The organism is Dysosmobacter sp. HCP28S3_G4, from assembly GCF_052065175.1.
GTDB lineage: Bacteria > Bacillota > Clostridia > Oscillospirales > Oscillospiraceae > Oscillibacter.
Genome location: NZ_JBQHUP010000009.1, coordinates 24,018 through 42,511, shown reverse-complemented (window position 1 = coordinate 42,511; position 18,494 = coordinate 24,018). Strand labels below are relative to the sequence as shown.

20 protein-coding genes are annotated in these 18,494 nt (G+C 64.1%); 17 read left to right on the top strand and 3 right to left on the bottom strand.

Annotated features, from left to right (window positions below; translation table 11 throughout):
• Positions 1-108: 108 nt before the first annotated feature.
• From dusB to ACTNBU_RS03815, 4 genes are all read left to right on the top strand, one after another.
• Positions 109-1,077, top strand: a complete 969-nt coding sequence (dusB, locus tag ACTNBU_RS03830) for a tRNA dihydrouridine synthase DusB (protein ID WP_441030937.1) — start codon at positions 109-111, stop codon at positions 1,075-1,077.
• 16 nt (positions 1,078-1,093) lie between these two features.
• The gene (locus ACTNBU_RS03825) at positions 1,094-1,726 is read left to right on the top strand and encodes an RNA polymerase sigma factor (RefSeq protein WP_441030934.1); all 633 of its coding nucleotides are present in this window, start codon (positions 1,094-1,096) and stop codon (positions 1,724-1,726) included.
• Positions 1,723-2,703: an anti-sigma factor family protein gene (locus tag ACTNBU_RS03820; RefSeq protein WP_441030931.1), complete on the top strand. Its 981-nt coding sequence runs from the start codon at positions 1,723-1,725 to the stop codon at positions 2,701-2,703. Before ACTNBU_RS03825 ends, ACTNBU_RS03820 begins: the two co-directional genes overlap by 4 nt.
• A 247-nt stretch (positions 2,704-2,950) precedes the next feature.
• Positions 2,951-3,475, top strand: a complete 525-nt coding sequence (locus ACTNBU_RS03815) for a QueT transporter family protein (protein ID WP_441030929.1) — start codon at positions 2,951-2,953, stop codon at positions 3,473-3,475.
• Positions 3,476-3,537: 62 nt separating this feature from the next.
• Here ACTNBU_RS03815 and ACTNBU_RS03810 read toward each other — a convergent pair whose 3' ends face one another.
• Positions 3,538-3,717, bottom strand: a complete 180-nt coding sequence (locus ACTNBU_RS03810) for a hypothetical protein (protein WP_441030926.1) — start codon at positions 3,715-3,717, stop codon at positions 3,538-3,540.
• Between the two features lie 139 nt (positions 3,718-3,856).
• Here ACTNBU_RS03810 and ACTNBU_RS03805 point away from each other — a divergent pair, with 139 nt between their 5' ends.
• From ACTNBU_RS03805 to ACTNBU_RS03745, 13 genes are all read left to right on the top strand, one after another.
• A complete protein-coding gene (locus tag ACTNBU_RS03805; RefSeq protein ID WP_441030923.1) occupies positions 3,857-4,954 on the top strand; it encodes a GNAT family N-acetyltransferase in 1,098 nt (365 codons plus the stop codon).
• A 263-nt stretch (positions 4,955-5,217) separates the two neighbouring features.
• Positions 5,218-6,171: a calcium/sodium antiporter gene (locus tag ACTNBU_RS03800; RefSeq protein WP_441030920.1), complete on the top strand. Its 954-nt coding sequence runs from the start codon at positions 5,218-5,220 to the stop codon at positions 6,169-6,171.
• Positions 6,172-6,407: 236 nt separating this feature from the next.
• Positions 6,408-8,000, top strand: coding sequence for an ATP phosphoribosyltransferase (gene hisG / locus ACTNBU_RS03795; protein WP_441030917.1), 1,593 nt, complete (start codon positions 6,408-6,410; stop codon positions 7,998-8,000).
• Positions 7,997-9,283, top strand: a complete 1,287-nt coding sequence (gene hisD / locus ACTNBU_RS03790) for a histidinol dehydrogenase (RefSeq protein WP_441030914.1) — start codon at positions 7,997-7,999, stop codon at positions 9,281-9,283. The genes hisG and hisD overlap by 4 nt, the downstream gene beginning before the upstream one ends.
• 10 nt (positions 9,284-9,293) lie before the next feature.
• Complete coding sequence (gene hisC, locus ACTNBU_RS03785) at positions 9,294-10,361, top strand: histidinol-phosphate transaminase (protein ID WP_441030911.1); 1,068 nt, start codon at positions 9,294-9,296, stop codon at positions 10,359-10,361.
• Positions 10,362-10,363: 2 nt separating this feature from the next.
• Complete coding sequence (gene hisB / locus ACTNBU_RS03780) at positions 10,364-10,951, top strand: imidazoleglycerol-phosphate dehydratase HisB (RefSeq protein WP_441030908.1); 588 nt, start codon at positions 10,364-10,366, stop codon at positions 10,949-10,951.
• Positions 10,952-10,964: 13 nt separating this feature from the next.
• Complete coding sequence (gene hisH / locus ACTNBU_RS03775) at positions 10,965-11,576, top strand: imidazole glycerol phosphate synthase subunit HisH (protein ID WP_441030905.1); 612 nt, start codon at positions 10,965-10,967, stop codon at positions 11,574-11,576.
• A gap of 23 nt (positions 11,577-11,599) precedes the next feature.
• Complete coding sequence (locus ACTNBU_RS03770; RefSeq protein ID WP_441030902.1) at positions 11,600-12,073, top strand: pyridoxamine 5'-phosphate oxidase family protein; 474 nt, start codon at positions 11,600-11,602, stop codon at positions 12,071-12,073.
• Between the two features lie 30 nt (positions 12,074-12,103).
• The gene (hisA, locus tag ACTNBU_RS03765; protein WP_441030899.1) at positions 12,104-12,820 is read left to right on the top strand and encodes a 1-(5-phosphoribosyl)-5-[(5-phosphoribosylamino)methylideneamino]imidazole-4-carboxamide isomerase; all 717 of its coding nucleotides are present in this window, start codon (positions 12,104-12,106) and stop codon (positions 12,818-12,820) included.
• 17 nt (positions 12,821-12,837) lie between these two features.
• Positions 12,838-13,593, top strand: coding sequence for an imidazole glycerol phosphate synthase subunit HisF (gene hisF / locus ACTNBU_RS03760; RefSeq protein ID WP_441030897.1), 756 nt, complete (start codon positions 12,838-12,840; stop codon positions 13,591-13,593).
• A gap of 57 nt (positions 13,594-13,650) precedes the next feature.
• Positions 13,651-14,286: a bifunctional phosphoribosyl-AMP cyclohydrolase/phosphoribosyl-ATP diphosphatase HisIE gene (gene hisIE / locus ACTNBU_RS03755; protein WP_441030894.1), complete on the top strand. Its 636-nt coding sequence runs from the start codon at positions 13,651-13,653 to the stop codon at positions 14,284-14,286.
• Positions 14,283-15,110, top strand: a complete 828-nt coding sequence (locus tag ACTNBU_RS03750) for a histidinol-phosphatase HisJ family protein (RefSeq protein WP_441030891.1) — start codon at positions 14,283-14,285, stop codon at positions 15,108-15,110. The genes hisIE and ACTNBU_RS03750 overlap by 4 nt, the downstream gene beginning before the upstream one ends.
• A 207-nt stretch (positions 15,111-15,317) precedes the next feature.
• The gene (locus tag ACTNBU_RS03745; RefSeq protein WP_441030888.1) at positions 15,318-15,971 is read left to right on the top strand and encodes an HAD family hydrolase; all 654 of its coding nucleotides are present in this window, start codon (positions 15,318-15,320) and stop codon (positions 15,969-15,971) included.
• 63 nt (positions 15,972-16,034) lie between these two features.
• Here the strand turns inward: ACTNBU_RS03745 and ACTNBU_RS03740 are convergent, their stop codons facing one another.
• Positions 16,035-16,565: a hypothetical protein gene (locus ACTNBU_RS03740; protein ID WP_441030885.1), complete on the bottom strand. Its 531-nt coding sequence runs from the start codon at positions 16,563-16,565 to the stop codon at positions 16,035-16,037.
• A gap of 1 nt (position 16,566) precedes the next feature.
• Positions 16,567-18,477 (bottom strand): sulfatase-like hydrolase/transferase, encoded by a 1,911-nt coding sequence (locus ACTNBU_RS03735; RefSeq protein ID WP_441030882.1) that lies wholly within the window; start codon positions 18,475-18,477, stop codon positions 16,567-16,569.
• Positions 18,478-18,494: the final 17 nt, after the last annotated feature.

The window sequence follows — 18,494 nt, the reverse complement described above, 5'->3', positions numbered from 1 at the left end:
CGAATATCTATATATTAGTTAAAAGCACTTCAAAAGTCAATCCCCTTTTCTTTTTTTGCCGCCTGTGGTAAACTAATCGTAATTCTGTGAAAAGCTGAGGTCTTCTCCATGCAAATCGGTTCCGTCACCATCGACTCCAAGCTGGCCCTGGCCCCCATGGCCGGAGTCACCGACGCCGCCTTTCGGCAGATCTGCTCCGAGCTGGGGGCGGGTTATACCTATACCGAGCTGATCTCCTCCAAGGCCCTGGTGTATCAGGATAAGAAGACCCGGACGCTGCTGATGCCCTTCCCCGGCGAGCATCCCTTCGCCGTCCAGATCTTCGGCAGCGACCCGGTGTGCATGGCGGAGGCGTCTCAGATCGCCGTGGAGCTGTCCGGCGCCGACGTGCTGGACATCAACATGGGCTGTCCCATGGGGAAGATCGTCAACAACGGCGACGGCTCCGCCCTGATGAAGGCCCCGGAAAAGGCCGCTCGCATCGTGGAGGCGGTGGTAAAGGCCTGTCCCGTGCCGGTGACGGCCAAGTTCCGCCGGGGCTGGGACATGGGGCACTGCAACTGTGTGGAGTTCGCACAGATGTTGGAGCAGGCAGGGGTCTCCGCCGTGGCGGTCCACGGCCGCACCCGGGCCCAGATGTACGGCGGCGCCGCCGACTGGAACTGCATCCGGGCGGTGAAGGAGGCGGTCCATGTGCCGGTCATCGCCAACGGGGACATCTTCCGCCCGGAGGACGCCGCCCGCATTTTGCAGCACACCAAGGCCGACATGGCCATGATCGGACGGGGCTGCTTCGGCAATCCGTGGCTGTTCCAGCAGGCGAAGGCCGTGCTGGAGGGCCGTCCCGTGCCGCCGCTGCCGCCGCTGAAGGAGCGGTGCGATACCGCCGTCCGGCAGATCGAGCTGGCGGTCCAACAGCACGGCGAGCGGGTGGCGGTGCTGGAGGCCCGGAAGCAGTACTGCTGGTATCTCAAGGGCGTGCCCCACGCCGGATACTACAAGGAACAGATCGTGAAGATGAACACCCTGGAGGACGTCTACGCCGTCACCAGGGGCATCCAGCGGGACCTGACATAAGAAACGGGAGGTCGTTATGAAATCACCGCCCAGCGTATCCCCGGAACAGGAGCGGGCCTGGATCGACGCCGCCAGAGGCGGCAGCCAGGACGCCTTTGAAGCTCTGGTCCATCTGTATGAGAAAAAAGTTTTCGCCCTCACCAGCCGTCTGTGCGGCGATCCGGAGGACGCCCGTGAAGCGGCCCAGGAGGCGTTTCTGGCGGCGTGGCAGGGCCTGCCCTTCTTCCGGGGGGACGCCAGCTTCTCCACATGGCTGTACCGTCTCACCAGCAACGCCTGCATGGATCTGCTGCGCCGGGAACAGCGCCGGACCTCCGCCGCCGGTCCCTCCCTGGACGACGAGGAGGTCAACATCGACGTCCCCTCGCCCATGGAGAGCCCCCAGGAGGCGGCGGAGCGCCGGGAGCTGCGGGAGGCCATCGAGAAGGGGCTTCAGTCCCTGCCGCCGGACTACCGGGCGGTGCTGATCCTCCGGGAGCTGCACCAGCTGGCCTACGACGAGATCGCCCAAACGGTGGACGTCGATCTGGGCACGGTGAAGTCCCGCATCAGCCGGGGACGGAAGCTGCTCCGAAAATTTCTGCTGGAGACCGGGAACTTTTCACCGCCCCGGCCGTCTAAAGAGACAGGAAAGGAGGGCAGCCAATGAAATACTGTGCGGAATACGGCGCCCTTCTGGACGCCTTTGTGGACGGCGAGCTGTCCCCTGACGACAGCGCCCGCGTCCGGGAGCATTTGAAGACCTGCGGCGGCTGCCGGTCCTATGTGGACGCCGCCCTGGCCATCCGGGACGCCTTTCCCGACGAGAACGACACAGAGGTCCCGGAGGACTTCGCCGCCGTGGTCATGACGGCCATCAGCTCCGGCGCCGCCCCCCGGGAGACGGTGCCGCCACGGACTGAGCCTGAAACTGAACCTTCCCAGACGCCTGCCCGGCGCAGGGGCTGGAAAAAGATCCTGCTGCCGCTGGCAGCCTGCTTCGCCGTGGCCGTGCTGGTCCGGGGCATCCCCCTGGGCGGCGCTTCCAGCGGGTCCGCCGCCTCCCCCAGCGCCGCCATGGACACCGCGGCAGCGACGGCTGCGCCCCCCGCCGACGCGGAGGCCGAAAGTCCGGCAGTCTACGCCGGAGCGGCGCAGGAGTCCGCCCTGGACGCCCAGGAGGCCGCTCCCGCCGCCGGAGAACCGGAAGTGGGGGTGGAAGAGCGCGCCGCGGCCACGGAGAAGAACGTCTTCTACACCGCTTCCCAGTCTGCCGGCAGTGCGGAGACTTCGGACAGCGGCGCTCCAACGGAGGACACAGCAGACGGCGCCGCTCCCACCGCGGGCGCGGAGACCGTTGCCCCCGCCGCAGCCGGCGGCACCTTTGCAGCGGCCAGCGCGGAGAGCAGCAGCGGCCGGTCTGTCTCCGTGACGCTGAACGCAGAGCAGCGGAAGGCCCTCGGCAGCCTGCTGGAGCGCTTCGTTCTGACAGAGGCGGGCCCCCCCGCCGTCTACCGGCTGACAGAGACGCAGCTCCATGACTTTCTGGCGGAGCTGGAGCGGCTGGACATTGCCGCCACGGTGACGGAGCCGTCCGACGGCAAGGCGTCCGGCGGAGGCCTGCTCTACGTCTCCCCGGCGGATTAACGGGGAAATGTCCTTTCAGAGGGAATCGCGTTTTGCGCGATTCCCTCTTTACTTTCCCCGCCGCCTGTGTTAAACTGCTTCCCGACAGGTTTCCACACCCTGTCCAAGCGCCGCTGCGCGGCGTTCGTTCGGCAAAATGGACATTTGCCGTTCTCTAAACAAAAAATGGAGGCTGCGCGGGCCTTTTCCCGTGCTCTTTTGCTGTGCGTCACAGGGCCTCCGAATTTTCAGAAGGAGGTCTTTTTTCATGTCCAAATCCCGTTTCACCGTCCAGCAACTGGCGCTGGCCGGCGTCATCGCCGCACTGTACGCGGTGATGTCCTACTTCGCTTCCATCTTCGGCGTGGCCTACGGCCCCATCCAGTGCCGGTTCTCCGAGGCGCTGTGCGTCCTGCCCTTCTTCCTCCCCGCCGCCACGCCGGGACTGTTCATTGGATGTCTGGCGGCCAATCTGCTGAGCCCCTACGGCGCGCTGGACGTCATCTTCGGCTCCCTGGCCACGCTGCTGGCGGCGCTGTGGACCCAGCACACCCGCCGCAAGTGGCTGGCGCCCCTGCCGCCGGTGATCTGCAACATGGTGCTGGTGGGCGGCCTTATCGCCTTCTACGAGACGGGCTTCTCCGGCGCCTTCTGGGCCGCCTTCGTCTACAACGCCGTCACCGTGGGCATCGGCGAGGCCATCGCCTGCTATGTGCTGGGTGGACTGCTGCTGCGCTATCTGCCCCAGATCACCTCCCTGCGGAAGTATCTCACTCTGCGGGAGAGTATGTAAGAAATTCTGCCGCATGGAAAAGCCGCCGGAGGCCTTTTGGCCCCCTGCGGCTTTCCGCACCCTCAGTGCAGGTCGGACATGAGGTTGTCCAGCGTGTGGTCCACGGCGACACCCATTTTTTGGATCCGTTTTCCCACCTGGGTCTTCATGGGCCGCTGTCCTCTGGTCACTATCATGCCCACGGTCATGCCGGCCATCACGCCGGCGCCCATTCCGAACCAAAATCCGGTTCCTTTTTTCATCTTCAGTCACTCCTTTATCGGCCTGACGGTAGTATTGACGGAAACGCCGGAAAAAAACAAGGAGGAATTTGGTTTGCCAAACAGCGCTGTGCTCTATATAATAGAGTCATAAAATCAAAACAATATTGGAGATGCTTTTATGACGAGGATCTATCTCATCCGCCATGCCGAGGCGGAGGGCAATCTGTACCGCATCGCCCAGGGGCAGTACGACAGCCTGGTGACGGACCGGGGCATGCGGCAGATCGCAGCCCTGGAAAAACGGTTTGAGGGCGTCCGGATCGACGCTGTGTACAGCAGCGACCTCTACCGCACCTGCGTGACGGCGGGGGCGCTGTACATCCCCCGGCGGCTGCCCCTTCACCGGATGCCCGCCCTGCGGGAGATCTGCGTGGGCGAGTGGGAGCAAAAGACCTGGGGCGAGATCGCCCAGCGGTGGCCGCAGGAGATGGTGCTGTTCAACACCCGTCTGGACCTGTGGTCCGCCGAAGGCGCGGAAACGGCGGAGCAGGTCCGGGACCGGATGCTGTCCGCCCTGCGGGAGATCACGGCGGCCAACGACGGCAAGACCGTGGCGCTGTTCTCCCACGGCTGCGCCATCCGCATTCTGCTGGCCACCATCCAGGGCTACTCCATCGCCCAGGTGGGCGAGACGCCCCTTGGCACCAACACGGCGGTGTCCCTGGTGGAATCCGACGGTGACGGCTGGCGAGTGGTGTTCCGGGACGACGCCTCCCATCTGACCGGCGATCTGACCCGGAAGCGGGGCGGCCCCCGCCCTCTGGATCCGGGTCTCATTTTCACTGCTCTGTCCGACGCCGGACAAGCTGACCGTCTCCGGGCCTTTGCCGGGGAAAACGGTCTGGATCCGGAGCCGCTGATCCGGGACAATGCCAGCCGTCCGGTGTTTCTAGGAGAACTGGACGGTGCCGTGGTGGGCGCGCTCCAGCTGGACGAACCGCGGGAGGCGGAGAGGAAGCGTGGCTGGATCACCCTGTGCCATATCGCGGCGGGCCGCCGGAAGCACGGCTACGGCGTCCAACTGCTGGGCCAGGCGGTGGCCCACTACCGCCCGCTGGGCCGGGAGGCCCTGTGCGCCGCCGTGTCCGGAGACGACGGGGACGCCCTGCTCTTTTGCGGGGAGTACGGCTTCCATCCCACCGGCGAGGTGACGCCGGAGGGCCTTCGGGTTCTGGAGAAGGACATCGCCTTCCACCCTCTGAAAAGTTTCTCTTGACAAACTCTTTGAAAGCACTTAAAATACCTTACACATTGCAGATTACGGCATTTTCCCCGAAAATTGGAAACATAAAGGGAGTAGCCTGCGCGCCGGCCACGTCCGGTGCGTGATGCGTCTTCGTCATCACGGCGGCGAACAGCCGTCCGGAGCGCGTCGAACAGCGGCGAGACTTTATTGTACGCAGGAACGGCACCGTATAGTTGGTGGTCCCCTGCATACAATAAAGTCCCGCCGTACTTTTTTGAGAGGACAGGATACGTATGGACATTTTTTGGACAGTCCTTCTGTTTTTGCTGGGACTGGTGCTGATCGTCAAGGGCGGCGATTGGTTCCTGGACGGCGCCGTCTGGATCGCCGAGACCACCGGCGTGCCCCGGTTCATCATCGGCGCCACCGTGGTGTCCCTGGCCACCACCCTGCCGGAGTTGACGGTGTCCGCCACCGGCGTTATGAAGGGCGAGGTGGATCTGGCGGTGGGCAACGCCGTGGGCTCCGTCACCGCCAATCTGGGCCTGATCCTGGGCATCTCCATCGTCTGCATTCCCGCCGTGGTCAGCAAGAAGCAGTTCAATCTCAAGGCCGTCCTTATGGCGCTGGCGGCGGGACTGCTGCTGGTACTGTGCCGGGGCGGTGTACTGCCTGTGGCCCCCAGCCTGCTGCTGTTCGTCATCTTCGCCCTGTATCTGTGGAACAACATCCAGGACGCCCGCACCAGCATGGCCGATCACCAGGAACACCACGGAAAGCACCGGGTCTCCCGGCGGCAGATGGCCCTGAAGCTGTTCCTGTTCGCCATCGGCATCGCCGCCATCGTCAGCGGTTCCCAACTCCTCATCACCTACGGCAGCGAGCTGGCGCTGCTGCTGGGTGTGCCCTCCAGCATCATCGGCGTCACGCTGGTGGCGGTGGGCACCTCCCTGCCGGAGCTGGTGACCACCGTGACGGCCATCATCAAGAAAGAGGCGTCCATGTCCGTGGGCAACATCATCGGCGCCAACGTCATCGACCTGACGCTGATTCTGCCCGTCTGCTCCATGCTCTCCGGCGGCACCCTCTCCATCGCCGCCCAGACCACCGCCCTGGACCTGCCGGTGTGCCTGCTGCTGTGTCTGGTGTCCGTCCTGCCGCCGCTGCTGAAGGGACGATTTTACCGCTGGCAGGGTGTGCTGATGCTGGTCCTGTACGCCGCCTATATGGTAGTGCTGGTGGCTTGAAAACATATGATCCTTGAACGGCGTGGATGTCCAAAGGCATCCTCGCCGTTGCCTTTTTCCGGGGGCTGTGGTAAAATCCCGATAAAAGCCGCGGAATATCGGGCTGTTTTTGTGCAATCCAGAGATTTTTATTTGATATCGAACTATCACTTTACTTTGTTATTAAATTGAAGTATTCTATGCATAGGAACAACCGTGCAGTTTTGTCATCTCTATTGTCAAGCGAGGGGTTTCCAATGGAACTTGATCTGAATATTCTCAAGCCTCAGGAGCAGGCCGCCCTGCGGCTGCGGTTTTTGTACGAGGGCGCGGGCTACCGCAAATACCACATGGGCCGGTTCGAGGAATACGGCCTGTATCAGGAGAACCGGCGGTTTCTCTCCAGCGAGCAGGTCATCACCTTCACGGACCTGGACGGCCGTCTGCTGGCTTTGAAGCCGGACGTGACGCTGTCCATCGCCAAGAACGCCCAGCCGGGTCCGGCGGAGTGCCTGCGGTACTACTATTCCGAAAACGTCTACCGGCCCAATCTGGAGAGCCACACCTTCCAGGAGATCAGCCAGATGGGCGTGGAGTGCGTGGGCACCGTGGACCAGGACGCCGTGGAGCAGGTGGTGTCCCTGGCGGCGGACACCCTGGCGGCCATGGGCGCGGACCACGCCCTGGAGCTGAGCCACATGGGCTTCGTCACCGGTCTGCTGGATGCGGTGGGGGCCCCCGCCGCCATCCGGCCCCAGCTGCTGGTGTGCGTCCGGGACAAGAACGCCCACGATTTGCAGGAGATCGCCGGAAAGGCGGGGCTGTCCCGCCAGGGCATCGACGCCCTGCGGCGGCTGACAAGCCTGTCCGGCGAGTGGCGGACGGTGCTGGCTGCGGCGGAGCCTCTGGCCCTGAATGCTGCCATGGGAGATGCACTGACGGAGCTGCGGGCCGTCTGCGAGGCGCTGGAGGCCAAGGGCAAGGCGAACGCTCTGACCCTGGACCTGTCCCTGGTGAACGACATTGCCTACTACAATGGTCTGGTGATCCAGGGCTATCTGGCGGGGCTGCCCCGTCCCGTGCTGCGGGGCGGACGGTACGACCCCCTGCTGGAGCAGTTTACCCCCGGCGCCCGGGCCATCGGCTTCGGCGTGTATCTGGACGAGATGGAGCGCCTCAGCGCCCCGGCGGCTCCGGTGGAATCCGGCGCCCCGGCGGAGAAGGTGATGCTGAACGTGGCGCTGCCCAAGGGCCGTCTGGGCGACAAGGTGTACAATCTGCTGGCGGGCGTGGGCTACGGCTGTCCCGAGAACTACGCCGACACCCGGAAGCTGGTGGTGGAGAACCGGGAGGCGGGCATCCGCTACTTCCTGGTGAAGCCCAGCGACGTGGCCATCTACGTGGAACACGGCGCGGCGGACATCGGCATCGTGGGAAAGGACATTCTGGCGGAGTCCGGCGCCGACGTGTACGAGCTGCTGGACACGGGTCTGGGCAAGTGCCGGATGTGCGTGGCCGGACCCAAGGACTTTGAGGACGATCCCGGCCGCACTCTGCGGGTGGCCACCAAGTTCACCAACATTGCCAAGGGCTACTACGCCGCCCAGGGCCGGGACATCGACATCATCCATCTCAACGGCTCCATTGAGCTGGCTCCCATTCTGGGACTCAGCGACGTCATCGTGGACATTGTGGAGACCGGCACCACCCTGCGGGAGAACGATTTGAAGGTCGTGACGGAGTTCATGCCCATCTCCGCCCGGCTCATTGCCAACCGGGGCAGCTATCAGTTCAAGCGCCGGGAAATCGACACCCTCCTGGGCAAGCTGGCGGAGGTGATCGGAAAATGATCCGCATTCTGGATTTCAACGCCCTCCGTCCCCAGGATATTCTGAACCGGGACATTCGGACGGAGGAGGACGTCAGCGCCGCCGTGGACGCCATTCTGGCGGACGTGCGGCAGAATGGCGACGCCGCGCTGCGGCGGTACGCGGAGAAGTTCAACGGCGCGGCGCTGGACCGTCTGGAGGTCACGCCGGACGAGTGGGACGCGGCGGTGGATTCCGTGGACCCGGACTTTCTGGAGACGCTTCGGCAGGCTGCGGACAACATCCGGGCCTTCCATGAAAAGCAGGTCCACGACAACTTCGTCCTCACCCGGCCTGACGGCGTGCTGATGGGCCAGCGGTACACCCCCATCGAGAAGGTGGGCATCTGCATCCCCGGCAGCCCCGTCACCTTCCCCTCCTCTGTTCTGATGAACGCCATCCCCGCCAGCATCGCCGGGGTGACGGACATCATCATGGTGACGCCGCCGGACAAGGACGGCGCCATCAGCGCCGAAGCCCTGGCGGCGGCCCGTCTGGCGGGCGTGACCCGGGTGTTCAAAATGGGCGGAGCCCAGGCGGTGGCCGCCCTGGCCTACGGCACGGAGACCGTGCCCAGGGTGGACAAGATCGTGGGGCCCGGCGGCGTCTTCGTGGCCACGGCCAAACGGAAGGTCTTCGGCACCGTGGCCATCGACATGATCGCGGGTCCCAGCGAGATTTTAGTGGTGGCGGACGGCAAGTCCGACCCCCGGTGGGTGGCAGCGGACCTGCTGTCTCAGGCGGAACACGATGTGCTGTCCTCCGCCGTGCTGGTGACGGACAGCCGTCCCCTGGCCGAGACCGTTCAGGCGGAGCTGGAGGTCCAGTTGGCCCAGCTTCCCCGGGAGGATGTGGCCCGCCAGTCCATCGACACCAACGGCCGCATCATCGTCACCGATGATCTGGACAAGGCGGTGGAGGCTGTCAACATCATCGCGCCGGAGCATCTGGAGCTGTGCATGGACGAACCCTTCACCCTGCTGGGCAAGGTGAAGAACGCCGGCAGCATTTTCCTGGGCCGCCGGGCGTCGGAGGCCCTGGGGGACTACTTTGCCGGTCCCAACCACACCCTGCCCACCTCCGGCACCGCCCGGTTCTCCAGTCCCCTCAGCGTGGATGATTTCGTGAAGAAGTCCAGCTTTCTCTACTACAGTGAGGAGGCTTTGCAAAAAGCCGCGCCCCGGGTGGCGGATTTTGCGGAGCGGGAGGGCCTCCACGCCCACGCCCGCAGCGTCACCATCCGGACGGAAACACAAGGAAAGTGAGGTACGCGCCATGAGCCGTTTTTTATCCCCGGAGTCTGCCGCCCTGGATCCCTATACCCCCGGCGAGCAGCCCCAGAATATCCCCTATAACAAGCTGAACACCAACGAGAGCCCCTTTCCCCCCTCCCCCAAGGTCCTGAAGGCCCTGTCCCGGGCGGAGATGCTGAAACTGAACCTATACTCCGATCCCACCTGCGCCCGGCTGTGCGACGCCGTGGCGAAACGGTATGAGTTGCGGACGGAGCAGGTGGCGGTGGGCAACGGCTCCGACGAGCTGCTGAGCTTTGCCTTCCGGGCCTTCTGCGGCACCGGCAAGGGCTGCGCCTTCCCGGACATCACCTACGGCTTCTATCAGGTCTGGGCCCAGTACTACGGGCTGGACGCCACGGTCATCCCCCTGCGGGAGGACTTCACCATCGCCGTGGACGACTACATGGACTATCCCGGCACCATCTTCCTGGCCAATCCCAACGCCCTCACCGGCATCGCCCTGCCCCGGACGGAGATCCAGCGGCTGCTGGAGGCCAACCCGGACCGGGTCGTAGTGGTGGACGAGGCCTACGTGGACTTCGGCGGCGAGAGCTGCGTCCCCCTGCTGTTCCGGTATGACAATCTGCTGATCATCCAGACCATGTCCAAGAGCCGCTCCCTGGCCGGCGGGCGCATCGGCTTTGCCCTGGGCAGCCCGGACCTCATCGCCGACATCAACCGGGTGAAGTACAGCTTCAACCCCTACAACGTCAACCGGCTCAGCATCGTGGCCGGCGCGGCGGCCATGGAGGACGAGCCCTACTTTCAGCAGTGTACCGCCGCCATTCAGAAGAACCGGGCGTGGACGGTGCGGGAGCTGACGGCCCTAGGCTTCACTGTTCTGCCCTCGGAGGCCAACTTCATCTTTGCCAAATCGGACAAGATCCCCGGCGGCGAGCTGTACCGGAAGCTGAAGGAGAACGGCATTCTGGTGCGCCACTTCGACGCGCCGGAGCGCATCACGGACTACTGCCGCATCACCATCGGGTCCCTGGAGCAGATGGTAGATCTGGTGGATGAGATCACCCGTCTGCTGGAGGAGGTATGACCATGCGGAACGCGGAGATCCGGCGGGACACCGCCGAGACCCGGATCGTCCTGTCTCTGGACCTGGACGGCACCGGAAAGAGCGCCATCGACACCGGCTGCGGCTTTCTGAATCATATGCTGACCCTGCTGGCCCGCCACGGGGATTTCGATCTCACTGTCACCTGTCACGGCGACACGGAGGTGGACTACCACCACACCGTGGAGGACATCGGCATCGCCCTGGGCCAGGCCTTCACCGCCGCCCTGGGCGACAAGCGGGGCATCGTCCGGTACGGCCAGTTCCTGCTGCCCATGGACGAGACGCTGGTGCTGTGCGCCGTGGATCTGTCCGGTCGGGACTATCTTGGGTGGGCAGTGGAGCTGCCCGCCCAGAAGGTGGGCGACTTCGACACGGAGCTGGCCAAGGAGTTCTGGCTGGGCTTCGTCCGGAACTGCCCCTGCTCCCTCCACTTCCGGCAACTGGCGGGAGAGAACACCCACCACATTCTGGAGGCCGCCTTCAAGGGCGCGGGCCGTGCGCTGAAGATGGCCGTGGCCATGGACCCCAGGCATCTGAACGACATCCCCAGCACCAAGGGGACCCTGTAAAGGAGGAGCTGCTATGATCGCCATTGTGGATTACGGCGTGGGGAATCTGTTCTCCCTGTCCTCCAGTCTGAAGGCCCTGGGCCTGGAGGCGGAGATCACCCGGGCCCCTGCCCGGCTCCGGGCGGCGGACCGCATCATCCTCCCCGGCGTGGGCGCCTTCGGCGACGCCCGCCGGAAGCTGGACGACACGGGCCTTGTCCCCGTCATCCAGGAGGAGGCGCAGCGCAAGCCCCTGCTGGGCATCTGCCTGGGGATGCAGCTGCTGTTCGACCGCAGCTTCGAGTACGGCGAACACGCCGGCCTGGGCCTGATCCCCGGCGAGGTGGCGGACCTCCGCGACGATCTGACAGACAAGACCCTGAAGGTCCCCCACATGGGCTGGAACAGCCTGCAGATCGTCCGGGACGATCCCCTGTTTCAATATTTCAAGGACGGCGAGTACGTCTATTACGTCCACAGCTTCTACGCCCGGAACTGCGCCGACAGCATTCTGGGCACCTCTCAGTACGGCAATGTGGCCGTCACCGGTGCGGTGCGGAACGGGAACGTCTACGGCACCCAGTTCCACCCGGAGAAGTCCGGCGACGCGGGACTGCGGCTGCTGAAGGCGTTTTCGGAGCTGTGACGCATGAAAAGGAGAAGTCTGCTATGAGAAGAAAAGACCGGGAAGTGACGGACCCCCAGCGCATTGAGGAGATCATCTCCGCCTGCCACTGCTGCCGTCTGGGCTTCTGCGACGGCGGAAAGCCCTACATCGTCCCCCTGAACTTTGGCTTCTTCCATCGAGAGGACGGCGGCTACACCTTCTATTTCCACAGCGCCCGAGAGGGCCGGAAGCTGGACCTGATCCGCCAGACCGGCTGGGCCGGATTCGAGCTGGACACCGGCTATCAGATTCACGAGGGTGACACCGCCTGCGACTACTCCGCCGCCTTCCAGAGCGTCATCGGCGGCGGAAAAGTCTCCATCGTGGAGGACCCCGCCGAGAAGGAGACGGCCCTCCGGCTCCTGATGGCCCACATGGCCGGGGACCGGCCCTGGGCCTTCACCCCCCAGATGCTGGCCTCCGTGTGCGTCATCCGTCTGGACACGGAGGAGCTGTCCTGCAAGGTACACCTGTGACCATCATTCCGCCGTAAAGGAGCGAACATCATGCAGATTTTTCCCGCCATCGACCTGTCCGGCGGACAGGTGGTCCGCCTGTATCAGGGGGACTACGACCAGATGACCGTCTACGGCCAGAACCCCTGTGCCGCCGCCCGGACATTCCTGGAAGCCGGCGCCAAATACCTCCATCTGGTGGACCTGGACGGTGCCAGAGACGGCACCACCGCCAACTTTGACTCCATCGCCGCCATCGCCCGCCAGGGCGGACTGTACATCGAGGTGGGCGGCGGCATCCGCACCGAGGACCGCATCCGCCAGTATCTGGACCTAGGGGTGGGCCGGTGCATCCTGGGCACCATCGCCGTGAAGGACTTCGCCTTCACGGAGCGCATGGCCCAAAAGTACGGCGGCCGGATCGCCGTGGGTGTGGACGCCCGGGACGGGTACGTGGCCGTCAACGGCTGGAAGGAGCTGTCCCGGGAGCGGGGCGTGGACTTCTGCCGCCGACTGCGGGACGCCGGGGTCCGCACCGTCATCTACACCGACATCAGCCGGGACGGCGCCGAGCAGGGCACCAATCTGGAGGTCTACCGGGAGCTGGCGGACATCAGCGGTCTGGACATCACCGCCTCCGGCGGCGTCAGTTCCCTGGAGGAGCTGCGGGCCCTGCGGGATATGGGCACCAGGGCCGCCATTCTGGGCAAGGCCCTGTACACCGGACGGCTGGACCTGAAGACGGTGCTGGCGGAATTTCAAGACTAAAAAGCGAGGCGAGGACAATGCTGGCAAAGCGCATCATCCCCTGTCTGGACGTACGGAACGGACGGGTGGTCAAGGGCGTCAACTTCGAGGGTCTGCGGGACATGGCGGACCCGGTAGAGATGGCCCATTTCTACAACACCTCCGGCGCCGACGAGCTGGTGTTCTACGACATCACCGCCTCCGCCGAGGGCCGCACCCTGTTCACCGACGTCCTCCGCCGGGTGGCCAGTGAGATCTTCATTCCCCTGACGGTGGGCGGCGGTATCAACACTGTGGACGATTTCGACCGGGTGCTGAAGTGCGGTGCCGACAAGGTCAGCGTCAACTCTGGTGCCATCCGGGACCCCTCCCTCATCGGCGTGGCGGCCCGGAAGTACGGCGACCAGTGCGTAGTCCTCAGCATGGACGTGAAGCGGGTGGACGGTCAGTTCCGCCTGTTCGCCAAGGGCGGCCGGGAGGACACCGGCATCGACGCCATGGACTGGGCGGTGAAGGGCGTGGCCAGCGGCGCGGGGGAGATCGTGCTGAACTCCATCGACACCGACGGCGTAAAGCAGGGCTTTGACCTGGAGATGCTGGACACCCTGGCATCCAAGGTCAGCGTCCCCATCATCGCCAGCGGCGGCGCGGGCAAGAAGGAGGACTTTGCGGAGCTGTTCCGCCATCCCGGCATCGACGCGGGACTGGCAGCCTCCATTTTCCACACGAAGCAGGTGGATATCCAGGATCTGAAGCGGTATCTCCGGGCCCAGGGCGTGGAGATGCGGGTATGACATATAAAAACCGGGGCGGGCTGTGTGTCCCGGAGATGAAAAAGGAGAGCAAGACCCATGGAACTGAAATTTGACGAAAAGGGACTGATCCCCGCCATCGTCCAGGACCACTACACCAAGGAGGTCCTGACCCTGGCCTATATGAACCGGGAGAGCCTGGCCACCACCATCGATGAGCGGCGGACCTGCTTCTGGAGCCGCAGCCGTCAGGAGCTGTGGCGCAAGGGCGACACCTCCGGCAACGTGCAGCACGTGGTGTCCATCACCGCGGACTGCGACGGCGACGCCCTGGTGGTGGAGGTGGTGAAGGACGGTCCCGCCTGTCACACCGGCGCGGAGAGCTGCTTCTTCAACGAGCTGTATCTGTCCGACGAGCTGAAAAAGTTCAGTTATGAGGGGCTGTACCGGCTGATCCAGGGCCGGAAGACCACCCCCAAGGAGGGCAGCTACACCACCTACCTCTTTGACAAGGGCCTGGACAAGATCCTGAAAAAGGTGGGCGAGGAGTGTACCGAGGTCATCATCGCCGGACGCAAGGAGGACAAGGAGGAGACCATCTTCGAGATCGCCGACCTGACCTATCACGTCATGGTGCTGATGGTGCAGATGGGCATCTCCGTGGAGGACATCACCCGGGAGCTGGAGAAGCGCCACGTGGTGGACCACAAGGTGAAGCAGGAGCGGATGCAATGACCCCCGCCTGCTGCTCCGTCCACACCCACTCCGTCCTCTGCGACGGCAAAAGCACCCTGGCGGAGATGGCGGAGGCGGCCTTTGCCGCCGGTGTGCGGTATTTCGGTGTCTCCAGCCACAGCCCCACGCCCATTCCCTACGACGCGGGCAACGTCCTGTCGGAGGACCTGACGGCGTACCGTCAGGCGGTGCTGAGCCTTCGGGGGACCTATGCCGGGCGGATGGAGGTGCTGCTGGGCATCGAGTGGGACAGTCAGTCCTTGGACGCTCCGCCGCCGTGGCTGGATTACTGGATTGGCTCCGTCCACAACCTCCGGGACCCCCGCACCGGGGGGTACCATGCCATGGACTGGGACGTGGAAAATCTGCTGGCCTGCCGGGATGAGATGTTCGGCAGGGACCTGTGGGCCATGATTCGGGGGTACTACGCAGAAGTCGGCGCTATCGCCGCCCGGCGGCCCACGATTCTGGGTCATGTGGACCTGATCACCAAATTCAACGAGGGCGGTGCCCTGTTTGACGAGGACGATCCCCGTTACCGGTCCGCCGCGCTGGATGCCCTCCACCGGGCGGACCCCGATGCCACGGTGCTGGAGATCAACACCGGCGCCATGGCCCGGGGCTACCGGACGGTGCCCTATCCCGCCCTGTTTCTGCTGAAGGAATGGCGGGAGATGGGCGGGCGCGTCATCCTCACTGCTGACGCCCATACGGCGGACGGCATCGTCTATGGATACGATGCCGCCGGGACGTTGGCTCGGGAGGCGGGCTTCCGGGAGAGTGTCGTACTGACCCGACAGGGCTTTGTACCCTGTCCGCTTTGAACGAACATGCCGCCGGAGAGTGTCTCTCCGGCGGCAGTTTTCATGGGATTTCCAGGAAAATCAGGCTTTTTTGACAAGTCCGGCGGGGAAAACCGGCCCCCTTTTGTCCTGTCTGCCGCTTGTGGAACATTGTCCGGACTGATAAAATATCATCGGATTATGTGTAAGACCGCAGGATCTGCTGATACTATGTAAAGGGGTATGTTCATGTTTCAGACCGTGATTTTTGACCTGGACGGGACGCTGCTCAACACCATCGACGATCTGACCGCCGCCGGTAACTATGTCTGCCAGCGCAACGGCTGGCCCACCCACACGGTGGAGGAGTTCAAGCTGATGGTAGGCCACGGCATCCCCAATCTGGTGTCCCAGTTCTCTCCGGCGGAATTCCGCAGCCCGCTGCTGCTGATGTCCACGCTGTCCCAGTTCTCCGAGTATTACGGCAAGCACAATATGGACAGGACCGTCCCCTATGACGGCATTCCGGAGCTGCTGGCATCTCTGAAGGAACAGGGCGTCCGGATGGCCGTCTACTCCAACAAGGCCGACGAGTTCAGCCAGGTCATCGTGCGGCACTACTTCCCCGGCGTCTTCGATCTGGTGCTGGGCAAGGTTTCCGGTGTGCCGGTGAAGCCCGATCCCACCGGTGTGAAGCGCATTCTGGAAAAGCTGGGTGCCGACGCCGCCTCCACCCTGTACGTGGGCGACAGCGACGTGGATATGCAGACCGCCCACAACGCCGGTCTGACTGCCTGCGGCGTCACCTGGGGCTTCCGGTCCCGGGAGGAGCTGGCGGGCGAGCATCCCCGCTTCCTGGCGGACACCCCGGCGGAGCTGCTGGGCCATGCCCTGGGCGAGTAATCCCGATTATTGAAAAAACGGACGTATGCCGCAATGGCATGCGTCCGTTTTTTATATCCGTATTCACCGCAGCCAGCGGCGGCGGAGCCGGTTCCTCCAGAGGGCGCTGAGCCGGTGGAGCATGGCGTCCGTCAGCAGGAACACCAACTCCATCAGTACCACCGTGGCGGCCATCAGGGCAACGGAGGTGGTCCGGAACTCCTGCGCCAGCGCTTCCATCTGAAAGAGGAAGATCAGCAGGGCGTAGAGCGCCGCCATGGAGGCCGTGCAAAGCCCCAGCTTCGCCCCGTACTGCAAGGCCCGGGGCCGGATGCGGTCCAGGGTGGGCTGGACCGCGGGATACCAGCCCCAGAACAGCCAGACCCCCGCCAACTCCCGGTCCGCCGCCAGCAGCAGCCCCAGGATGGCGACAGCGGCGTAGGCGGTGAGGGCCAGTTTCATTCCGAACTCCTCCCGCACCGGCAGCAGCGCCGTCATGGCCAGGATGGGACAGCAGTACAGCGCCACCGGGATCACGCTCCCCAGCAGCAGAAACACCGCCGCCAGGGCGCACAGCATCCCGCACAGGGCCAGTTTTCTCGTCTTCTCCCGCAACTCAGCCCACGTCCTTGTACTTCATCTTGTAGTAGCTCCACCGGCGCATTTTGGCGATGAGGGCCTGCTGGTCCTCCGACAGCTCCGTCTGCTTGCACAGTGTGCCGTCGCCCTGCTGGCAGACCGTCTTGTGGAGGATGGGCAGCTCCCGGCGGGCCTCCGTCAGGTAAGAGAACCAGGGGCTGGACGCGCCCCGGCCCGTCAGTTCCAGCACCGTGGCGCCCAGATAGCAGGCGCTGATGGAACCGTCCTCCGGCAGGTCCAGAGCGGACACGGCGTTCTCCCAGTCCAGCTGCTCCGCCGCCGCGTCGTTGGCCCAGATCACATAGGGCGTCTCGTAGGTGGCGATGAACCGGGAGATGTCGCCGCCATCGGGCTGCATATCCATGCCCAGTTCGTTGTAGGCCAGACGGCCGTCCCCCAGATAGGGCAGGTGATCGCCGAAGTACACCAGGATCACCGGCTCCTCACGCCGGGCAAAGTAGTCCCGCAGGTCGCCCAGCATTTGGTCGGCGTCCCGGACGCCCTCGATATACACCTTCAGCAGCGTCTCCGCCTCCTCAGACAGTTCGGCGGAGGTCTCCACCGGCGGGAACCCGTAGTCCGCGCCGTACTTGTCGGCGGTATAGGACATGTGGTTCTGGATGGTGGTCGTGTAGTTGAAGTAAGGCGCGCCGTTGGCCGCAGCGGCCTCGAATTTCTCCTGAATGAGGCCGGTCAGATACTCGTCGGAGACCCAGGTGCCGGTGCCCTTGTACTCCACATTCTCCATCTGGTCGGCAAACAAAATCTCCTGGGCGCCGAACCAGCGGTAGACGTTCTCCCGGTTGTAGAACCAGGCGTAGCCCGGGTGCAGGAAGGACGTCTGATAGCCGTCACTCCCGAAGACCCGGAACAGGCTGTCCAGATTCCGGTTTACCGCCCGGAAGGGGGAGATGGTGCCGGGGGACAGGGTGGCTCCCTGAATGCCCGTCAGCACGTCAAATTCCGTGGCGGCAGTGCCGCCGGCGAAGCCGGGCACCACCACATGGCCGGAGAGACAATTGGGGTCCGCCTGGATATCGTGGAGATTTTTCAGCGGGTCATTTTCCTCGCTGTAGGTAAAGGCATCGAAATCCGTAATGTCCGAGAAGGCCTCGTTCATCACCATGATGACATTGACGTCCTTCCCCAGACCCGCGACATCCCCGGTCTCCCAGCTCTCCGCCTCGGCACGGGAGTAGCCCTCCGGCTTGTCCACGCCGTACTTGGTGAAGTGGTGGCAGAAGCAGTAGGGGAAGCCCAGCTCGTTGAACATCACCGGGATGTACTCCCGGTTGCTGACGGAGAAGGAGTTGTACAGATCGTCGGAGGCGTAGACGGTGAGGATCAGCCCCGCCAGAATGGCGATGGGGGCAATAAAGCCCAGGAGCCGCGCCCAGACCGTCCGCAGCTTCTCCACCGGGAAGGGCTTGCAGCCAATGAACCGGGACAGCGCCAGCGTGGCCGCCGCCGTCAGGATGATCACCGCGATGACGCCCCAGGGCCACTGGATGCTGTAGTCCTTGGTGGCGGAGAAGACCTCCTTCAGCAGGGCGAAGTCCCGGGGGAACACCGGCTCATCCCGGACCACCAGCTTGATGCGGTTGGCCATGGACAGCACAGCGCAGCCGGTCCCCACCAGACATGCGGAGGCGAACACGTTGCGGAACAGGAAGGTGAAGGCCAGCATCAGCGCCCCGATGGGCACACAGTTCAGGATGATCAGCAGCGGCTGGTGCAGGAAGATCCATCCCACCCGCATAAAGCTGTTGGGCTGGATCCACAGGCACAGCAGGGTATAGAAACCAGTAAGCAGCACCACCGCCGTCAGGGACAGGGCAAGCCCCATCTGATACTTCGGCGTATGTTTTTCTCGTCTCTGTCGTTTCAAACAATTCGGTCCTTTCT